Source organism: Pontibacter sp. T17, from assembly GCF_057219875.1.
In genome coordinates this window covers 156901-174954 of the sequence record NZ_JBXVVW010000002.1, presented here as the reverse complement: position 1 = coordinate 174954, position 18054 = coordinate 156901, and the positions used below count along the sequence as shown (strand labels likewise).

The following is an 18054-nucleotide window of genomic DNA, read 5'->3' as shown; positions in this document are numbered from 1 at the left end:
TATGTTTACAGGAATTATTGAGGCACTGGGTAGGGTAGTGGCCGCGCAACCCGAAGGCACCAACCGTCGGTTCACCGTGCACGCCCCCTTCGCCAGCGAGCTGAAGGTAGATCAGTCCGTTGCCCACAACGGCGTTTGTCTCACGGTTGTCGCCATCGACACCGCCGCCAGCACCTACGAGGTCGTCGCCATCGACGAGACCCTTCGCCGCACCAACCTCGGCCTCTGGCAACCCGGCACCCTCGTCAACCTCGAACGCTGCCTCATCCCCGGCGCCCGCCTCGACGGCCATTTTGTGCAGGGCCATGTCGACTGCACCGCCACACTCCGCCGCCTCGTCACCCTCGACGGCAGTTGGGAGCTGCACTTTGCCCTGCCCCCCGGCACCGCCCATCTCGTGGTGGAAAAGGGCTCCATCTGCATCAACGGCATCAGTCTCACCGTGGTAGAGGCCCCAGCCGACGGCTTTTCGGTGGCCATCATTCCCTACACCTGGCAGCACACCAACCTCCATACCCTTGAGGAAGGCCAGCCAGTCAACATCGAGTTCGATATCCTCGGCAAGTACGTTCAACGTTCACTTCAGCTGCGCCCGCAGTAGGCCGCACGGCTTTCCGCCTATCTTTGCCCCTGCATGCTGCTACGCACCGAGCATCTCATCAAGAAGTACAAACAGCGCACCGTCGTCAACGACGTCAGTGTGCAGGTAGCCCAGGGCGAAATCGTCGGGCTGCTGGGCCCCAATGGCGCGGGCAAAACCACTACCTTCTATATGGTGGTGGGCCTCATCCGCCCCAACAGTGGCCGTGTGCTCCTCGAAGACCAGGACATTACGCCCCTGCCCATGTATCGCCGCGCCCAAATCGGCATCGGCTACCTGCCGCAGGAGGCATCCGTCTTCCGCCAGCTCTCGGTCGAGGACAACATCCTCTCCGTCCTCGAGTTTACCGACCTTACCCGCCAGCAGGCCCGCGAGAAAACCGAGATGCTGCTCGAGGAGTTTTCCCTCACTCACGTCCGCAAGAACCTCGGCACCTATCTCTCCGGGGGCGAACGCCGCCGCACCGAGATTGCCCGCGCCCTGGCCGTAGACCCCAAGTTCATCCTCCTCGATGAGCCCTTTGCCGGCGTAGACCCCATCGCCGTCGAGGAAATCCAGCGCATCGTCTCCAAGCTCGTCGAACGTAACATCGGCGTCCTCATCACCGACCACAACGTCGACGAAACGCTCTCCATCACCGACCGCACCTACCTCCTCTACAACGGCTCCATCCTCAAGGCGGGCACGCCCGAAGAGCTGGCCGAAGACGAGCAGGTGCGCCGCGTCTATCTCGGCGAGAAGTTCGAACTCCGCCGCCGAATGGCCCGTTAACTCCCCTTCGCCTATGCCCTCTCTCGGCGATATCCTCCGCGCGGTGCTGCCTTTGCAGGCCCTTGGCGCACCCGTCATGCGCCGCCGCATGGCCCGTATTGACGCCTTCCGCCGCGACCCCCACGGCACGCAGGAGCGCGTGTTCCGTACCCTCATGGCCAGTGCCGCCAGCACCGACTTCGGCCGCCGTCATGGCCTCACTGCCGCCACCACCCCCGATGCCTACGCCCGTCAGGTGCCCGTCCAGAGCTACGAGCAGTTTTACCCCTGGATCGAGCGCGCCCTCAACGGTGAGGCCGATGTCCTGTGGCCCGGTAGGGTAGAGTGGTTCGCCAAGTCGTCCGGCACCACCAACGCCGCCTCCAAGTTCATCCCCATGCCGCCCGACAGCCTCCACGGCTGCCACTACCAGCTCGGGCGCGACATGATTGCCCTCTACCTCGACCTCCGCCCCGACAGCCGCCTCTTCCATGGCCTCACCCTGTCTATGGGCGGCAGCCACGAAATCTCCCGCTTCTCCGGCCACGCCCGCTACGGCGACCTCTCCGCCGTCCTCATCCAGAACATGCCCACCTTCTTCGAGTGGTTCCGAACGCCCACACGCGACATCGCCCTGATGTCCGAGTGGGAGGCCAAGATCGAAGCCCTCGCAGCCCACACCCTGCCGCAGGACGTCCGCAGCATGGCCGGCGTGCCCACCTGGACGGTCGTCCTCCTCAAGCGCCTGCTCGAAATCACCGGCCGCCCACACATCGGCGGCGAGGGCAACCCCTGGCCCAACCTCGAAGTCTTCTTCCACGGTGCCGTGGCCTTCACGCCCTACCGCGACACCTTCCGCCAGCTCATCCCCGGCCAGCGCATGCGGTACATGGAGACCTACAACGCCTCCGAAGGCTTCTTCGCCCTCCAGGACGACTTCGCCGACCCCGCTCTGCTCCTCATGCTCGACTACGGCATCTACTACGAGTTCGTGCCCCTCGAGGAAGTCGGCTCCGAGTACCCCCGCACCGTGCCCCTCAGTCAGGTGGAGGTCGGCCGCAACTACGCCCTCGTCATCTCCACCAACGGCGGCCTCTGGCGCTACCTCATCGGCGACACCATCCGCTTCACCAGCACCAGCCCCTACAAGCTCCTTATCTCTGGCCGCACCAAGCACTTCATCAACGCCTTTGGCGAAGAGCTCGTCATCGAAAACGCCGACGCTGCCCTCGCCGAAGCCTGTGCTGCTACCAGTGCCACCGTCACCGACTACACCGCCGCGCCCATCTACATGCCCGCCCCCGGCCAGCCCGGCGGCCACGAGTGGGTCATCGAGTGCAGTACACCCCCGCGCGATGCCCATCAGTTTGTCCAGGTGCTCGACGCCACGCTCCAGCGCCTCAACTCCGACTACCAGGCCAAGCGCCACAAAGACATGGCCATGACGCCGCCCGTCGTGCACTTCGCCCCACAGGGCACCTTCTACGAGTGGATGCGCCAGCGCGGCAAGCTGGGCGGGCAGAACAAAGTGCCCCGCCTCAGCAACGACCGCCAGTATCTCGACTCCCTCCTGCCGCTGTTACCCGTCCAGTAGCAACCAACTGGTTTATCCAACCAGTTGGTTAGCGCGCGGGTCAGTTTGGCTGGACTTATTTAAAACCCATGCCGCCGCCGTACAGGCCGTTGAAGGCGTCGGTGCTCTTCAGGGCTTTGTCCACCACCTGTTGCAGGTCGGGCAGGGACGACACGCCGCTTTTGCGCCAGAAGATTTCGCCGCCTTTGTAGAGGATGAGCGTAGGCACGCCCTGCACGTGCAGCTGTTGGGCCAGCGCCTGGTTCTTGTCCACGTCAATCTTCAGGATGCGCACACGGTCGCCATAGACGCCGGCCAGTTCCTGTAGGATGGGCGCCTGCACCTGACAGGGCCCGCACCACGAGGCGGTGAAGTCCACCAGCACGGGGCGCGTATCGTTCACGAGTTCTTTGAAGCTTGCCATACCCTTCCCTACAGCAAATCCCCTGCCCATGCCACAATGGCAGATTTTCGGTAGATTGGGGGTATGAAGAAAAAGAAAGGTGTGTTGAAGTGGACGACTGACTTTATCTGGGGCTGGGTGATGATTGCTTTGATTGTCGCTATTGGCCTTAGTTTGGTGATTCCGCATCCAAAACTGGAATACAATCCAGTCGAATTATTCTCGGCCATTCTCACTCCTGCTGCCGTGTATGCAGGTTTCAGGTTGAACTATCGCGCTATTCGTGAGCAGGTAAGAGCAAATGAAAATCAAGACAAACTCTTAAAGCTTCAAATGGATGCGATTGAAAAGCAGGTTAAAAAAGAGCGGATAGATTCCGTTCGGGACTTATGCTCACTGTTAAACTCTAGGTTGATAAAAATTAGGATCAAAGCAAACATATATAATCACGCGAATCCTTCTGGACAAAATTTACTAAATGTTACAAATTATGATAAAGATAATATGTCATTTGATGAATTTTCTTCAGTATATAGTTGGAGGATAAAAGCGTATGATCATCTTGTTTACGATAATTCTCCAGATAATTTTAAAAGATGTTTGATTCAAGGAATGGAGGATAGACATAATGCTATATTTAGGATAGAAAGGGAAATAAAGGATTTTAATAAAGGAGATTATATTGGAAGAAAGTGGGAATATCATAATATTCATCATGCGGAAATAGTATTGCGTTATTTAAAAGAAGAGCCTTTTATACATGTAGTAAATGTCAGGGGAATGGTTTTTCATTCTATAGTTAAGCCACTGTATAACTTAATAATTGATAGCCGGAAGGACGAAACAGATAAGATATGGCTATATGATTACGCATCTAGCTATCTTGTTGTTGGGCTCTCCGATGACTCAATTAGATTTCTTGCGAATGTTGCTTGTGAATTTGATAAAGATTTCGAAAATGCCTTGCATATGCAATTGGCCGTGCCGCCTGCATATAAGTTGCCACCACTTGAAGTGTAAAAATTTTTTACAACCTTCCCCTCCACGTCATTTCGAGCGTAAGCGAGAAATCTACTTGTAGGCGGCTTGCCGCCTTCCCCGTAGGTAGAGCCGGGATGCCATCGGCATCCCAAAGGTAGATTTCTCAGGAAGCCTGCGGCAGCCTTCGAAATGACGTATGAGGGGGAGGTGCGGCCCAATACCAGCACCAAAAAGCCACGTCATTTCGAGCGTAAGCGAGAAATCTACCTGTAGGCGGCTTGCCGCCTTCCCCGCCAGTAGCGCTGGGATGCTATGGGCATCCCAAAGGTAGATTTCTCACGCCGCTCCGCGCCGTTCGAAATGACGTATGAGGGCAGCATCCCCCAACGCCATTCGCCTTTCCCATTCACGTCATTTCGAGCGCAGCGAAGAAATCTATTCCCCTCAACTTGGCGGCAAGCGCCCATACACTCCGCCCTCTCCCAGTAGATTTCTTCGGCCCGCGCACGGGCCTCGAAATGACGTGCAGGAGGGTAGTTGCGTACACGCTCGGTCCCCGTTTCTGCAAGGGGCGCGCTACACTCCTACACCCTGAAACACGTGCTGTTCCAGCGTTCGCAGCTTCAGCCACGCTTCCTTCACGCCGCTCACTGGCTTCGCATACATCTGTAGCGACTCCGCGCTCTGCTTCAGCGAAAACTCCTTCGGGTGCAGGTTCACATACGACAGAATGCCAGCAAACCGCGCCGTCTGGTAATAGGGCGCGTTCTTCTGCCCCGGGAAGTAGCACCGCAGCGTCCCCGCTTTCAGTGTCACTTTCTCGAAGCCCAGGCGCGACCCCGTTTCCCGTATCCGGATCGTGTCGAACAGCGCCAGCGTCTCCGGCGGTATTAGGCCAAAGCGGTCCTGTAGCTCGGCCGCCAGTTGCCGCAGCGCCTCTTCGTCGCGCGCCTCGCTGATGCGCTTGTACAGCGACAGCCGTTCGGCCACGTTCGGCACGTAGGTTTCCGGTATGCGCACGTTCTGGTCGGTGTCAATGGCGGTGTCCAACTCGCTGGTGGCCACCACACTGCCATCCTGTCCTGCTTCCAGCAGTTCGGGAAACTGCTCGGCTTTCAGCTCCTGCACGGCTTCGTCCAGCAGCTTGTGGAACAGGTCGTAGCCGATTTCGCTGATGAACCCGCTCTGTTCGGCGCCCAGAATGTCGCCCGCCCCGCGTATGTCGAGGTCGCGCATGGCTATCTGCAGGCCGCTGCCCAGCTCGCTGAACTCCTCCATCGCCTGTAGGCGCTTGCGCGAGTCGGTGGGCAGGGTGCTGGGGTGGGGGCACAGCAGGTAGCAGAAGGCCTTGCGGTTGCTCCGGCCCACACGGCCCCGCATCTGGTGCAGGTCCGATAGGCCGTAGTGGTGCGCCTGGTTGATGAGGATGGTGTTTGCGTTCGGAATGTCCAGCCCGCTCTCAATCAGCGTGGTACACACCAGCACGTCGGCTTCGTACTGGATGAACTTCTCCATCGTCTCCTCTATCTTGTCGGGCTCCTGCTGGCCGTGGGTAATCAGCACGCGGGCGTCGGGCACCAGCTTCTTGATCATGCCGGCGATCTCCTCCAGGTCCTTGATGCGGTTGTGCACGAAGTACACCTGCCCGCGGCGCTGCATCTCGTAGGAAATGGCGTCGCGCACCAGCTCCGAGTCAAAGGCGTGCACGATGGTTTCCACCGGCTTGCGGTTGGGTGGGGGCGTGGCAATAAGGCTCAGGTCGCGGATGCCCAGCAGCGAGAACTGCAGCGTGCGCGGTATCGGCGTGGCCGACAGCGTCAGCGTGTCAATGTTGGCCCGCAGCACCCGCAGCTTCTCTTTGGCCGCCACGCCAAACTTGTGCTCTTCGTCTATGATCAGCAGGCCCAGGTCTTTGAACTTCACGTCCTTGCTCAGGATCCGGTGGGTGCCGATCACCACGTCCAGCTGCCCGGCTTCCAGTTTCTTCAGCACCTCTTTCTGCTCCGAGGGCGTCTTGAAGCGGTTCAGGAAGTCAATCCGCGGGGCAAACTGCTCCATCCGGTCCTTGAAGGTGTTGTAGTGTTGCAGCGCCAGAATGGTGGTGGGCACCAGCACTGCCACCTGCTTGCCGTCGCACACTGCTTTAAAGGCCGCGCGCACTGCCACTTCGGTCTTGCCAAAGCCTACGTCGCCACACACCAGCCGGTCCATGGGGTAGCGGGCCTCCATGTCGGTTTTTACGTCTTCGGTGGCCTTGCTCTGGTCGGGGGTGTCTTCATACAGGAAGCTGGCTTCCAGCTCGTCCTGTAGGTAGCTGTCTTTGCTGTAGGCAAACCCGGCGGTCATCTTGCGCCGCGCATACAGGGAAACGAGGTCAAAGGCCAGTTCTTTCACCCGCTTCTTCACCTTGGCTTTGGTGCGGGCCCATTCCTGGGTGCCCAGCTTGTTAAGGCGCGGCACCTGCCCTTCTTTGCCTGCATACTTGCTGATCTTGTGCAGCGCCGATACGTTCACATACACCGTGTCGCCGCCGTCGTACACCAGCTTCACGGCCTCCTGCATCACATCGCCCACGGGTATGCGCTCCATGCCGGCAAAGCGGCCGATGCCGTGGTTCACGTGGGTCACGTAGTCGCCGGGCCGCAGCTCCATCAGCTCTTTCAGCGTCAGGGCCTGGCTGCGCACATGGCTCTGCCGCGACCGGTAGCGGTGGTAGCGGTCAAAAATCTGGTGGTCGGTGTAGAGGGCCAGGTTCAGCTGCGGGTCAAAGAAGCCCTCGGCCAGCTCGTCCTTGCAGAAGTCGGGCATCAGGCCGGGTGTCAGCTGCTCGAAGATTTCGCGCAGGCGCTTCTGCTGCTTGTCGCTCTCGGCGCAGATCACGATCTGCGTTTTGTTCTGCGCCAGCTCTTTCAGGTGGGCCGCCAGCATCGTGAATTCCTTGCGGAACATCGGCTGGGGCACGCCCTTCCATTCCAGCGCCGTGCCTTGGGCCAGCAGCGGGCGGCTGCCAATCTCCGCCACACTGAACGGTGCCAGCTCTTTCAGAAACCGCTGGTCGCTAACGTACAGCGTATCCGGATTACTCATCAGGCTTTCGCCGCCAGCGTCGGCCTGCTGCTTTATATATAAGGCTTCGGCTTTGCCATAGGCTTTCTGCAGTTCGCCCAGGGCAAAGTCCAGCCCCTGCACAAACACCAGCGTAGCCGGGCTGATGTACGTCAGCAGCGACACCCGCGCCTCCTGTTGCAGGCGCGTCTTCACGTTCGGGATGATGGCCGCGCGCTCCAGCTTCGCTACCGACAGCTGTGTGGCCGGGTCAAAGCTCCGCAGGCTCTCGATTTCGTCGCCCAGAAACTCCACCCGCATCGGCAGCTCGGCGTTGAAGGCGTACAGGTCTATGATGCCCCCGCGCTGGGCAAACTGCCCCGGCTCGTACACAAAGTCCACCTGGTCAAAGCCGAAGTCTTCCAGCATCTCCACCAGAAACGGTATGCCCGGCTTTTCGCCCACCACCAGCTCCAGCGTGTGCCGTTGCAGCGACTTCTTCTCCACCACCTGCTCGGCCAGCGCCTCGGGGTACGTAACGATGATGGTTTCGGCTGCCTGACGCTGGTTCAGTTCGTGCAGCACCTCGGCCCGCTCCACCAGGTTGGCGTTGGCGACAGTCTCAAACTGGTAGGGGCGCTTGCTGCTGGCCGGAAACACCATCACGGTGCGGTCGGGCAGCAGGCTTTCCAGGTCGTTTTGCAAATACAGGGCGGCTTCGCGCTCCTGCACCACCACCAGTCCGGCGCGGTTGGCGTGCTTCAGGGTGGCGGCAATGAGCAGGGTGGTCTGGCTGCCCAGCATGCCACTCATGTTCAGTTTGGCACCCTGTTCCTTCAGTTGCTCGGCAAAGGCTGTTACCTTGGGCTGGTCGGCGTAGCGCCGGAAATACTGCTCCAGTTTCACGTGTTGGGGGCGTAACGACAAAAGGGCACACCGCCCCGAAAGGGGGAGATGTGCCGAGGTGCAAAAGTAACACGGCGGCCCACCTTTTGGTTTGCAGCAGGCCCCACCTTTTCCGATATATTTGCCCGCACACACAGCCAGTGTGTTTCTACGCTCTTCCTGCCATGATCAACAAAACCGTTGCCTCGGCCGACGACGCCCTCCACGACATCCAGGACGGCGCCGTCCTTATGCTCGGTGGCTTTGGCCTCTGCGGCATCCCTGAAAACGCCATCGCGGCCCTGTTGCGCAAAGGCACCAAAGGCCTCACCTGCATCTCCAACAACGCCGGCGTCGACGACTTCGGCATCGGCCTCATGCTCCAGACCCGCCAGGTACGCAAGATGATTTCATCTTACGTCGGCGAGAACGAAGAGTTCGAGCGGCAGCTGCTCTCCGGCGAACTCGAAGTTGAGCTCATCCCGCAGGGCACCCTCGCCGAGCGTTGCCGCGCCACCCGCGCAGGCATTCCCGCCTTCTTCGTCCCCGCAGGCTATGGCACCGAGGTGGCCCAGGGCAAGGAAACCCGCGAGTTCAACGGCAAAATGTATGTAATGGAGCGCTCCTTCGACGCCGACTACGCCATCGTCAAAGCCTGGAAAGGCGACACCGCCGGCAACCTCATCTTCCGCAAGTCGGCCCGCAACTTCAACGCTCCTATGGCCGGTGCGGCCCGCATCACCGTAGCCGAGGTCGAAGAACTGGTACCCGTCGGCTCCCTCGACCCCGACCAGATTCACGTGCCCGGCATCTACGTCCAGCGCATTTTCCAGGGCAAAGGCTACGAAAAGCGCATTGAGAAAGTAACCACCCGCAAGGCCTGATTCCCATGCTTACCAAAGAACAGATTGCATTCCGCATCAGCCGCGAGCTCAAGGACGGCTATTACGTCAACCTCGGCATCGGGATTCCCACGCTGGTGGCCAACTACATCCCCGAAGGCATCAACGTCGTCCTTCAGAGCGAGAACGGCATCCTCGGCCTCGGGCCCTTCCCCCTCGAGAGCGAGGTAGACCCTGACCTCATCAACGCCGGCAAGCAGACCGTCACCACCATCCCCGGCTCAGCCTTCTTCGACAGCGCCGAGAGCTTCGCCATGATCCGCGGCGGGCACGTGCACCTCACCGTACTAGGTGCGATGGAAGTGTCGGAAACCGGCGACATCGCCAACTGGAAGATCCCCGGCAAGCTCATCAAGGGCATGGGCGGCGCAATGGACCTCGTAGCCGCAGCCAAGAACATCATCGTGGCCATGCAGCATTGCAACCCCAAAGGCGAGAGCAAGCTGCTGAAGCAGTGCACCCTGCCTATCACAGGAGTGGGCTGCGTGAAGAAGGTGGTGTCCGACCTCGCTGTGCTCGAAATTACGCCCCGCGGCTTCGAACTCCGCGAACGCGCGCCGGGTGTTTCGGTCGATGCCATCCGCGAGAAAACCGCTGGCACCCTCATCGTAGAAGGCGACATCCCCGAAATGATCCTCAGCTGATGCGTTTCTACTCGGCACACATTCTCAAAGGACTGCTGGCATTGCTGGCAGTCCTTTCTTTTTCCTGTCAGTCGGCCTATTTCCCTGCGGGTAGTGGCATTTACAGCTATGCCCAGGATTCGGTTTTCCTGCGGCTGGAAGAACTGTCTTCTACCCAGGCCCGGCTTTACCTGCGCGAAGGCCGCCGAGCCACCTTATGGAATGTTACCCGCGATCCGGCTACTCGTAAGCTGACGTTAACTCCTTTGCCCCTTCGCGACACCTTCTGTCTGCGACAGGTGGGCAAGCGTCTGCCCAACATGCCCAGCAGGTTGCGCATTCAGGCGGTCGATGACCCTTGGCATCTGCGGCCCATGCCCCGCCTCTACAGCGAGTTTCTCGACCGCTCTGGATTTTTCAGTCTGGCGGGTGGTGTTACAGACAGCAACGGCACCTTTGAAATGGAGGTCCCTGGCATTACCCGTACCGAGGGTGCTAAAGTCATCGATTCCACAACCGCCACCATCAGTCTCCCCCCAGATGTTGCCCAGCGTATGGGCGTTCCTGCCACCCGTACCGTCCGCATACCTCGCTACGACCAAAACACCGTCACCCGTCTCGTCGTAGGTCAGGTGGTCATACCCCTCCCCGCTGACTCACTCGTTATTCCCGTGGACACCACCGCAGGTATGTCCATCGTTTCCCTGTACCACAACCCCGAACTACCACTTGCCGTCACAGATGTGCAGGTGTTTCCTGCATCGGGTGGGGGTGTGCAGGTGCGCTACCGTCGCGGCCTTGCACGTCGTACCTTTACCCTGCTGCCGCTGCCCGTTTCGGCGCGTCCGGCGGCTTACTGCAACTGATTTCCGCCATGAAAGTATATACCCGCAAGGGCGACGCCGGCGAAACTTCCCTGCTTGGCGGCACCCGTGTCAGCAAAGACCACCTCCGCATCGAGGCCTACGGTACCCTCGATGAACTCAACTGCTTCGTGGGCCTCCTCCGCGACCAGCCTCACACCCAGCCCGAAGCCGCTGTGCTACAGGGCATTCAGGACCGCCTCTTCACCATCGGTGCTACCCTCGCCGTAGACGATGCCAGCAGCAAGGTATTCCGTCCCGACCTCCACAACGAGGACGTCGAGGCCCTTGAACTGTCCATCGACGCCTTCGAGCAGAACCTGGCCCCACTCAAGAACTTCGTGTTGCCCGGCGGTCTGCCTGCCAACAGCCTATCGCACGTGTGCCGCACCGTTACCCGCCGCGCCGAGCGTCTGGTGGTGGCCCTCAGCCGCGAGGTAGAGCTTGAGCCCCTGGTGCTGGCCTACCTCAACCGCCTGTCCGACTGGTTCTTCGTTTACGCACGCGCCCTCAGCCACAGGGCCGGCACTCCCGAAGTGGTATGGCATCCGCGCCAGCCCAACGCCTGAGCCCCGCCTTCTGGCTGTCGGTGCTGGTAACACTGCTGCTGGTCCTCTTCCAGCTGCTCTGGACACTTCAGCCCCAGTGGGTCCGCTTTTTTGCTATCTACCCACGTTCGGTGTGGGGCTGGGTCGGTGTTTTTACGGCACCCCTCGTTCACGGCTCGTGGGGCCATCTGGCTGCCAATCTGTTCGGGCTGATTCCCGCGCTGGCGTTCCTCGTTTTCCGCTATCCGCAGTCGGCCCTGCGCGTGATGGCCGTCTGCTGGTTTCTGCCAGGCATATATGTCTACCTCATTGCCCGGCCATCTTATCATCTTGGGGCAAGCGGCTGGCTTTATGGCCTGTTACTTTTCCTCATGACCAGCGGCATCCTGCGCCGCGACCGCCCGGCCATGTCCGTGGCCTTTGTTCTATTCCTGCTCAATCAGGGCTTTCTCCTGGGTATCTTTCCAGTGGAATCGGGCGTGTCGTGGGAAAGCCATTTGGCCGGGGCTGGTGTGGGCGTGTGGTGTGCCTTTCTGTTTCGCAGGCTGGACCCACCGCCCCCTCCACCCGAACCGCCAGCTTCCGGCACCGAACTGCCCCCTGAAGTCTGGGACTATCGCCTACACCTCCCCAAGCCTCCCGCCTCCCCCCTCCCCCCATGACCCAACCCCTGACGCCTGAGCGCCTCGCTTTTCCCCAACAGATCTGGCGCGTGTTGCCCAGCCCAGACACAACCTGGCTGGTGGTTGAGCTTCGTGCCCGGCAGCAACAGCAGGCATTGTGGCAGGTGGTGCATCTGGCACCCCTCCACACACAGGGGGCGCCTGTTCCTGCACCAGCCGATGGTATGTACCTCCTGGCAGGTGTTGCCGCGGAAACCCTGTTGCTGCATCGTCTCCGTATGCCCGAGCTGCCCGAAGTAGCGGCGCTGGTAGCTCTGGACCTGTCAGGACGACAGCGCTGGACACTTGAAAATGGGCAGTTAATGGAAGTTGCGTCTAATGGCCTTTCCATAGTGGCTTTAGACAAAGCTTCACAGACGCAGTTAAGGCTAGATACAGCCAGTGGAAAACAGCTTGAGCAGAACCAGGAATCCCCTGCGGCTACACTTCTGACAGCGCCACTCAACCTCCAGCCCTCCGATACGCATTGGCCATGGGTGAGCCAGCGTGTGACCGACCACACTGGCGAGCCGCCCGTGCACAGCCTCGATATCCTCCAGCCCGACGCCCTTCATACCGTCATCGCCGCGCACTTTCAGCTGGCGCCGGGGTACTATCGAATAGAGCTGCTCGTCATCCGTGACCGCGAGCTCATTTTCCGCGACATCATCGCTGCCAATGCCCATGGCCTGGCTCAACAGACCTTCTCAGCTATTGGTCCACGGGTGGTGTATGTCAAGGAAAAAACCGAACTTTCAGTCCTACACCTTCTGCCCTGACACCTCCATGTTCAACGCCCATAACCTCATCTTCCTGCCCATCCTCATCAGCGTGGGCCTGCTGATTTACGGTTACGTCCTCACCCGCCGCGCCACGGTGGAAGGGGCCGACAAGGTGCTGCGCTATGTCTACATGGTGATTGCGGCTGTGTGCATGTTCGGGGTGGTGCTCTTCCCAATGTCCAACCTCGGCCGCAACGAGGCCCTGCACCTGTTCGACTTCACCGGCCTCAACATCGCCCTTTGGGGCACGCTGGCGCTGGGCTTGGTAGGCGGCGGGCTCTTCCTCATCCGCAAGAAGTTCCTGCCCGGCGGCATGCTGCTCACCCTGGCAGTGGTGCAGGCCATTATCCTCTTCCTGCTCAAGTTCTTCTATACCCGCACCACGGGCATCAACTGATCCACTTGGCCCAGCGCAGCTGTTGCAGCGCCAGTGCCGGGGTCGCCAGTTTCATGCACTTGAAGTGCCCCTTCGGGCATTTCTCGTAGCCAATCTTGGTGCAGGGGCGGCAGCCCAGCCCGTCGGTTTGCAGTATCAGATGAGCCACCCGGTAGGGCGTCATGCCGAAGCCTGGCACTGTGCTGCCCCAGATGCTGAGAATGCGCTGCCCAAAGGCGGCTGCTATGTGCATCAGGCCGGTGTCGTGTGTCACCACCATGCGGGCGTGCTTCATCAGCGCCGCAGATGTCGCCAGGTCATACTTGCCCACCGCGTTGTAATAAGGCACCTTCAGCAGGCGAACAAGCTCCTGTACGACAGGTAGTTCGCTTTTTCCTCCCAACAGCAGCACGGGCTCTCCTATGGCATTGGCCAGCTCGGCATGGTAGGCAGTGGGCCAGCGTTTGGTGCCGTGGGTGGCGCCCAGTACCACCGCTACTGGGTTTTGTGCAAAGTCCTGAAGGGCTGTTTCAGCGGTTGTGATGGCCGGCATTGGCAATGGAAATTCCAATCCGGCTTCGTCCAGCTTCAGGCCAAAGGGCTTCAGCACTTCGGCATAGCGCTCCACAATGTGTTCTACGCCTGTCTTGCGGCCCAGGTTAACCATCTGCCACTTTTCCCAGTTGCGTTTCGGGAAGGTATGGCGCGGCACGCCCTTCAGCGCCCGGCACAGTCGCCAGCTTCTCATCGAACCCTGCAAGTCCAGCACGGCATCGTAACGTTCGGCGTTGAGCTGTTCTGTAAGTGTCTTCAGCGCCTCTTTTTCCTTTTGGTAGATGTGCAGTTTGTCTACACGAGGGTTGTGACGGATGACATCCACAAACTGCGGCTTCACCAGAAAGTGCAACTCAAGCTGGGGCAAGCCATCTTTCAGCGCCCGCAGTACTGGCGAGGTCAGCACGATGTCACCCATGCTGCTCAGGCGGATCACCAGCAGTTTCAGCTTATTCTTCCGCATAGCTCCGCAGGTAGTCCATTACGGGTTCGTCCGCTGCCAGCCCAAAGTAGCTCTCACTTTCCAGAGGGGCCGGCGTAGGGTACAAGGTGTTCAGGGTCAGGCAGCGCACCTCAATCTTATCGTCCCAGAACCGTAATTGGTTCTTCAGTTGCAGCATTCGGTCATCGCCCAGCAGGTTGCTCTGCACCAGATACACTGGCTTTTGGTAACGTACAGCCATTTCGCTGATACGCTGATGCACCTTGCGGGCATAGGTTTTCCAGTTGCCGTCGGGTGCCTGCGTTGCGCAGATGGCCATGCCGTCAAAGGCAGCCCACAGGCCCAGGTAGGGGGTGCGGTAGTCGCTGGCGGCATACAGCCACACGATGCCAGGGTGGCGGGCTTTCAGGCTGTCTGTCAGCTGTTTCCACTGCGCGCCATACGGCTCCATCTCAGAATAGTCTACCCCAAGTACCACATGGACGGGCTGAAGGGGTAGGGCCGCCAGCAGATACTCTGTCTGGGCTTTCAGGCGGGCGAACCATGCTTCGGTCTGCACTTGCTTCCCAGCACGGAACAACGAATCGTGGTGTTCGCGGGTAAGTACAATTGCCAGCTGCAGGCCATTGGTGTTCAGGTTTTTCAGCTGGGCAATCGTACTGTCGGTGCTGGGGCTCGTACTGGGCAATCCATCAGCATCGGCCCGCAGCGGCACTTCCAGCGCCAGGCCCTTGAAGCCAAGCTGGCTCAACTGCTTTGCATGCTGGCTCAATTCGCTGGCCGTCTGGCCTGCCAGCTGGCTGCTGGCCCACAATGGTACGCCCTGCCGCTCAAGCGTTGGGCCGCACCCTGCCATCAGCAGCAGGAGCACTACAGTCGCCAGGGTTCGCATGTTTGTTGTCAGGGGCAGCAAAGTTAGCCCTTTTTGTTCCGCAGCCACTGTTCAAATGCGTCCAAGTCCAGCGCGTTCAGGGTACGGGTCACGGGCAACAAGCCCTTGCGCCCTACCAGCACGCCATAGCGTACGTAGCCGATGTCTTCTGCATTGTGGGCATCCGGGTTCAGCGATATCCACACCCCCTGTTTTAAGGCGTAGGGTATCCAGGTCCAGTCGATGTCCAGCCGATAGGGGTCGCTGTTCAGTTCTATGGCTACGCCATTGGCGGCGCAGGCGTCTATCACGCGCTTGTGGTCGATAGGGTAGCCTTCGCGGGCCAGCAGCAGACGCCCGGTCATGTGGCCCAGTATGCGCGTGTAGGGGTTTTCGATGGCCCGAATCAGCCGCGTGGTCGCCGCCTCTACATCCATCTGGAAGCCCGAGTGAATGCTCGCCACCACAAAGTCGAACGTCTCCAGCACCTCCGCCGGATAGTCTAGGTCGCCGTTCACCAGTATGTCGCTCTCGATACCCTTGAAGATGCGGAAACTGCTGCCCAGTGCTGCATTCAGCGTGTCTATTTCGGCGTGCTGGGCCGCCACCCGCTCGATTGACAGGCCACCCGCATAGGCTGCGGTGCGGCTGTGGTCGCTGATGCCGAGGTATTGATAACCAGCGGCTTTGCAGGCTTCTGCCATGTCGCGCAGGGTGCGGGTGCCGTCGCTCCACGTCGAGTGGGTGTGCAGAATCCCCCGGATGTCGGCCAACTCCACCAGGCGGGGCAGTGTGGCAGGCAGATCGGCCAGCGGCAGGTCGCGCAGCTCGGGCGCTACGTATCGCAGCCCCGCTTCAGCAAAAACGGCTTCTTCACTGCTGGCGGCGCTGCTGGCGTTCAACTGCTTGCCCAGTGCCTCTGGGCCCGTCGTTACGGCCAGCAGGGCGGCAAAGTGCTGTTTGTCAGAACAGTGCACCACCACCTGTTGCAGTTTGGCCGTCAGCCCTGTTACCTGCGCGCCAGAAAGCTGCACTTCCTCAAAGTGTATTTCGCTGGCGTTCAGTGCGTCGACTATTTGCTCGGCGGTGGCACCGGCGGCCACCCACTCCAGTTTGCTCACTACGGGCATCCAGCGGCGCAGGTCGCCTGTCACTTCCAGCATTATGCCGGGCAGGGTTTCCAGCGCGCGCCGCACCTGCCGGGCCAGTCGCTCGGCTATGTCCAGGCGCATGCTGCCACGGTGGGCAAAGTAGTACGTCAGCGAGTCGTATATGCCCTGCGCGCTTTTGGCCCCAAAGCCTTTCATCTTCTCCAGCTTGCCTTCTACGATGCTCTGGTGCAGGCCCTCCGGCGTGGTGATGCCATGCTCCTTCCACAGGCTCACCAGCTTCTTGGGCCCCAGCCCCCGTATCTTCGACAGCTCTATTACCCCTGCGGGCACCTCGGCCTTCAGCTTGTCCAGCACGGGCGTGGTACCGGTCTCCACCAGCTGGCGTATGGCCGTGGCAGTGCTGCTGCCCACCCCTTCAATCTCCAGGGGCTTGCCCGCCCGCAGCGTATCGGCAATACTCTCGTCCACTTTATACAGCGCATCGGCGGCATTGTCGTAGGCTTTCACCTTGAAGCTGCTCTCGCCAGTCAGCTCCATCAGCTTGGCGGTCAGGGCTATGGCGTCGGCTATCTGGTCGTTGGTCATGGGGTGGATATCGGTGCGGGAGTGAAGTTAGGCTGCCGGGCGCTTACCCAAGCAAAAAGGCAGCCATTTCGGGCTGCCTTTCGCGTATTTCAGCAAACGAGCGCGGCTTATCGGCGGCCCATCATGCCCTGTATGTTCTTCATGGCAGCCATGCTCCGGCCGCCACCGGCCAACTTGTTCATGGTCTTCATCATCTTGCGCATGTCGTTGAACTGCTTCAGCAGTTGGTTCACCTCCTGAATGGTGGTGCCACTACCAGCAGCAATACGGCGGCGGCGCGACCCATCGATGATGTCTGGGCGGCGGCGCTCCTCCAGCGTCATCGAGTAAATAATGGCTTCGGTCTGCTTGAAGGCGTCTTCGTTGATCTCAACGTCTTTCAGCTGCTTGCCCACGCCGGGAATCATGCCCACCAGGTCTTTAATGCTGCCCATCTTCTTGATGGTGCCCAGCTGCTCCAGAAAGTCCTCAAAATCGAACTGATTCTTGCGCAGCTTCTTCTGCAGCTTTTCGGCCTGCTCCTGGTCAAACTGCTGCTGGGCGCGCTCTACCAGCGTCACCACGTCGCCCATGCCCAGAATACGGCTGGCCATACGGTCGGGGTGGAAAAAGTCCACCGCGTCCATCTTTTCGCCGGTGCCCACAAACTTGATGGGCTTGTTCACCACCGTGCGGATGGAAAGCGCCGCACCGCCGCGGGTGTCGCCGTCCATCTTGGTCAGCACCACGCCAGTGAAGTCAAGCCGCTCATTGAAGGCCTGCGCCGTGTTTACGGCGTCCTGGCCTGTCATGGCGTCCACCACGAAAAGGATTTCGTTCGGGTTCACTGCCTTCTTGATGGCCTCGATCTGGGCCATCATCTCCTCGTCCACAGCCAGACGGCCCGCGGTATCGATGATTACCGTGTCGCGGTTCTGCTTTTTGGCTTCCGCTATGGCGTTCTTGGCAATGTCTACGGGGTTGTTGTTGCCACGCTCGGCGTGCACCGGCACTTCGATCTGCTGGCCCAGTGTTTCCAGCTGGTCAATGGCCGCAGGGCGGTAAACGTCGGCAGCTGCCAGCATCACCGACTTGCCCTTGCTCTTCAGAAACTTAGCCAGTTTGGCCGAGAACGTCGTTTTACCCGAACCCTGTAGACCTGCCATCAGGATTACCGTCGGCGGGTTCTTGGCCATCACGAGGCCCTCGTTCCGCACACCCATCAGCTGCACCAGTTCGTCGTACACGATCTTGGTGAGCAGCTCGCCGGGGCTTACGGCTATCAGCACGTCCTGGCCCAGGGCCTTTTCCTTCACTTTGTCGGTGAAGTCCTTGGCTACCTTATAGTTTACGTCGGCGTCGAGCAGGGCACGGCGAATTTCGCGTACCGTCTCGGCTACGTTGATTTCACTGATTTTCCCTTGGCCGCGCAGCGTGCGTATCGCGCGGTCCAGGTTACTGGAGAGATTGTCGAACATGCAGAATCAGAATTCCGGGGAGTGCAAAGATAACGGAT

Annotated in this window: 17 protein-coding genes; 11 read left to right on the top strand and 6 right to left on the bottom strand. The window is 59.9% G+C overall.

The window, feature by feature from the left end:
* The first annotated feature begins 1 nt into the window (after nt 1).
* The 3 genes from AC2D8O_RS08710 to AC2D8O_RS08700 all read left to right on the top strand — a co-directional run bounded on the left by AC2D8O_RS08710 (nt 2) and on the right by AC2D8O_RS08700 (nt 2945).
* The gene (locus AC2D8O_RS08710; protein WP_484678433.1) at nt 2–601 is read left to right on the top strand and encodes a riboflavin synthase; all 600 of its coding nucleotides are present in this window, start codon (nt 2–4) and stop codon (nt 599–601) included.
* Nucleotides 602–634: 33 nt separating this feature from the next.
* The gene (lptB, locus tag AC2D8O_RS08705; protein ID WP_484678432.1) at nt 635–1372 is read left to right on the top strand and encodes an LPS export ABC transporter ATP-binding protein; all 738 of its coding nucleotides are present in this window, start codon (nt 635–637) and stop codon (nt 1370–1372) included.
* Nucleotides 1373–1448: 76 nt separating this feature from the next.
* Nucleotides 1449–2945, top strand: a complete 1497-nt coding sequence (locus AC2D8O_RS08700; protein ID WP_484679308.1) for a GH3 auxin-responsive promoter family protein — start codon at nt 1449–1451, stop codon at nt 2943–2945.
* 55 nt (nt 2946–3000) lie between these two features.
* Here the strand turns inward: AC2D8O_RS08700 and AC2D8O_RS08695 are convergent, their stop codons facing one another.
* On the bottom strand, nt 3001–3348 hold the full coding sequence (locus tag AC2D8O_RS08695; RefSeq protein ID WP_484678431.1) for a thioredoxin family protein: 348 nt from the start codon (nt 3346–3348) through the stop codon (nt 3001–3003).
* A gap of 63 nt (nt 3349–3411) precedes the next feature.
* Here AC2D8O_RS08695 and AC2D8O_RS08690 point away from each other — a divergent pair, with 63 nt between their 5' ends.
* Complete coding sequence (locus AC2D8O_RS08690; protein ID WP_484678430.1) at nt 3412–4347, top strand: hypothetical protein; 936 nt, start codon at nt 3412–3414, stop codon at nt 4345–4347.
* Between the two features lie 537 nt (nt 4348–4884).
* Here the strand turns inward: AC2D8O_RS08690 and mfd are convergent.
* Nucleotides 4885–8259: a transcription-repair coupling factor gene (gene mfd / locus AC2D8O_RS08685; RefSeq protein ID WP_484678429.1), complete on the bottom strand. Its 3375-nt coding sequence runs from the start codon at nt 8257–8259 to the stop codon at nt 4885–4887.
* Nucleotides 8260–8423: 164 nt separating this feature from the next.
* On the opposite strand from mfd, the gene AC2D8O_RS08680 reads away from it, so the two are divergent.
* From AC2D8O_RS08680 to AC2D8O_RS08650, 7 genes are read left to right on the top strand one after another with little or no spacing between them, the layout of a single operon-like run.
* Entirely contained in the window at nt 8424–9122 is a 699-nt protein-coding gene (locus AC2D8O_RS08680; RefSeq protein ID WP_484678428.1) for a CoA transferase subunit A, read from the top strand.
* Nucleotides 9123–9127: 5 nt separating this feature from the next.
* Nucleotides 9128–9784, top strand: a complete 657-nt coding sequence (locus tag AC2D8O_RS08675) for a CoA transferase subunit B (RefSeq protein ID WP_484678427.1) — start codon at nt 9128–9130, stop codon at nt 9782–9784.
* Nucleotides 9784–10629, top strand: a complete 846-nt coding sequence (locus AC2D8O_RS08670; protein ID WP_484678426.1) for a hypothetical protein — start codon at nt 9784–9786, stop codon at nt 10627–10629. The genes AC2D8O_RS08675 and AC2D8O_RS08670 overlap by 1 nt, the downstream gene beginning before the upstream one ends.
* Before the next feature lie 8 nt (nt 10630–10637).
* A complete protein-coding gene (locus tag AC2D8O_RS08665; RefSeq protein ID WP_484678425.1) occupies nt 10638–11195 on the top strand; it encodes a cob(I)yrinic acid a,c-diamide adenosyltransferase in 558 nt (185 codons plus the stop codon).
* A complete protein-coding gene (locus AC2D8O_RS08660; RefSeq protein ID WP_484678424.1) occupies nt 11168–11836 on the top strand; it encodes a rhomboid family intramembrane serine protease in 669 nt (222 codons plus the stop codon). The genes AC2D8O_RS08665 and AC2D8O_RS08660 overlap by 28 nt, the downstream gene beginning before the upstream one ends.
* Nucleotides 11833–12615 carry a hypothetical protein gene (locus AC2D8O_RS08655; RefSeq protein ID WP_484678423.1) on the top strand — a complete coding sequence of 261 codons (783 nt, stop codon included), beginning with the start codon at nt 11833–11835 and terminating at the stop codon, nt 12613–12615. The genes AC2D8O_RS08660 and AC2D8O_RS08655 overlap by 4 nt, the downstream gene beginning before the upstream one ends.
* A gap of 7 nt (nt 12616–12622) precedes the next feature.
* Nucleotides 12623–13015: a hypothetical protein gene (locus AC2D8O_RS08650; protein ID WP_484678422.1), complete on the top strand. Its 393-nt coding sequence runs from the start codon at nt 12623–12625 to the stop codon at nt 13013–13015.
* Here AC2D8O_RS08650 and AC2D8O_RS08645 read toward each other — a convergent pair.
* From AC2D8O_RS08645 to ffh, 4 genes are all read right to left on the bottom strand, one after another.
* Entirely contained in the window at nt 13008–14012 is a 1005-nt protein-coding gene (locus AC2D8O_RS08645) for a glycosyltransferase family 9 protein (protein WP_484678421.1), read from the bottom strand. The two genes, AC2D8O_RS08650 and AC2D8O_RS08645, sit on opposite strands and share 8 nt — an antisense overlap.
* Nucleotides 13999–14883 carry a hypothetical protein gene (locus AC2D8O_RS08640; protein ID WP_484678420.1) on the bottom strand — a complete coding sequence of 295 codons (885 nt, stop codon included), beginning with the start codon at nt 14881–14883 and terminating at the stop codon, nt 13999–14001. Before AC2D8O_RS08640 ends, AC2D8O_RS08645 begins: the two co-directional genes overlap by 14 nt.
* A 23-nt stretch (nt 14884–14906) precedes the next feature.
* Nucleotides 14907–16559, bottom strand: a complete 1653-nt coding sequence (locus tag AC2D8O_RS08635; RefSeq protein ID WP_484678419.1) for a helix-hairpin-helix domain-containing protein — start codon at nt 16557–16559, stop codon at nt 14907–14909.
* A 107-nt stretch (nt 16560–16666) separates the two neighbouring features.
* Nucleotides 16667–18016 carry a signal recognition particle protein gene (gene ffh / locus AC2D8O_RS08630; RefSeq protein ID WP_484678418.1) on the bottom strand — a complete coding sequence of 450 codons (1350 nt, stop codon included), beginning with the start codon at nt 18014–18016 and terminating at the stop codon, nt 16667–16669.
* Between the last annotated feature and the right edge of the window lie 38 nt (nt 18017–18054).

Bases quoted from the DNA above. Each gene is read 5' to 3' on its own strand.
- AC2D8O_RS08665 (WP_484678425.1), top strand. From the start codon at position 10,638: ATGAAAGTATATACCCGCAAGGGCGACGCCGGCGAAACTTCCCTGCTT.
- AC2D8O_RS08655 (WP_484678423.1), top strand. From the start codon at position 11,833: ATGACCCAACCCCTGACGCCTGAGCGCCTCGCTTTTCCCCAACAGATC.
- AC2D8O_RS08635 (WP_484678419.1), bottom strand. From the start codon at position 16,559: ATGACCAACGACCAGATAGCCGACGCCATAGCCCTGACCGCCAAGCTG.
- AC2D8O_RS08690 (WP_484678430.1), top strand. From the start codon at position 3,412: ATGAAGAAAAAGAAAGGTGTGTTGAAGTGGACGACTGACTTTATCTGG.
- AC2D8O_RS08650 (WP_484678422.1), top strand. From the start codon at position 12,623: ATGTTCAACGCCCATAACCTCATCTTCCTGCCCATCCTCATCAGCGTG.
- AC2D8O_RS08680 (WP_484678428.1), top strand. From the start codon at position 8,424: ATGATCAACAAAACCGTTGCCTCGGCCGACGACGCCCTCCACGACATC.
- AC2D8O_RS08675 (WP_484678427.1), top strand. From the start codon at position 9,128: ATGCTTACCAAAGAACAGATTGCATTCCGCATCAGCCGCGAGCTCAAG.
- AC2D8O_RS08660 (WP_484678424.1), top strand. From the start codon at position 11,168: ATGGCATCCGCGCCAGCCCAACGCCTGAGCCCCGCCTTCTGGCTGTCG.
- AC2D8O_RS08710 (WP_484678433.1), top strand. From the start codon at position 2: ATGTTTACAGGAATTATTGAGGCACTGGGTAGGGTAGTGGCCGCGCAA.
- lptB (WP_484678432.1), top strand. From the start codon at position 635: ATGCTGCTACGCACCGAGCATCTCATCAAGAAGTACAAACAGCGCACC.
- AC2D8O_RS08700 (WP_484679308.1), top strand. From the start codon at position 1,449: ATGCGCCGCCGCATGGCCCGTATTGACGCCTTCCGCCGCGACCCCCAC.
- AC2D8O_RS08670 (WP_484678426.1), top strand. From the start codon at position 9,784: ATGCGTTTCTACTCGGCACACATTCTCAAAGGACTGCTGGCATTGCTG.
- ffh (WP_484678418.1), bottom strand. From the start codon at position 18,016: ATGTTCGACAATCTCTCCAGTAACCTGGACCGCGCGATACGCACGCTG.
- AC2D8O_RS08695 (WP_484678431.1), bottom strand. From the start codon at position 3,348: ATGGCAAGCTTCAAAGAACTCGTGAACGATACGCGCCCCGTGCTGGTG.
- AC2D8O_RS08640 (WP_484678420.1), bottom strand. From the start codon at position 14,883: ATGCGAACCCTGGCGACTGTAGTGCTCCTGCTGCTGATGGCAGGGTGC.
- AC2D8O_RS08645 (WP_484678421.1), bottom strand. From the start codon at position 14,012: ATGCGGAAGAATAAGCTGAAACTGCTGGTGATCCGCCTGAGCAGCATG.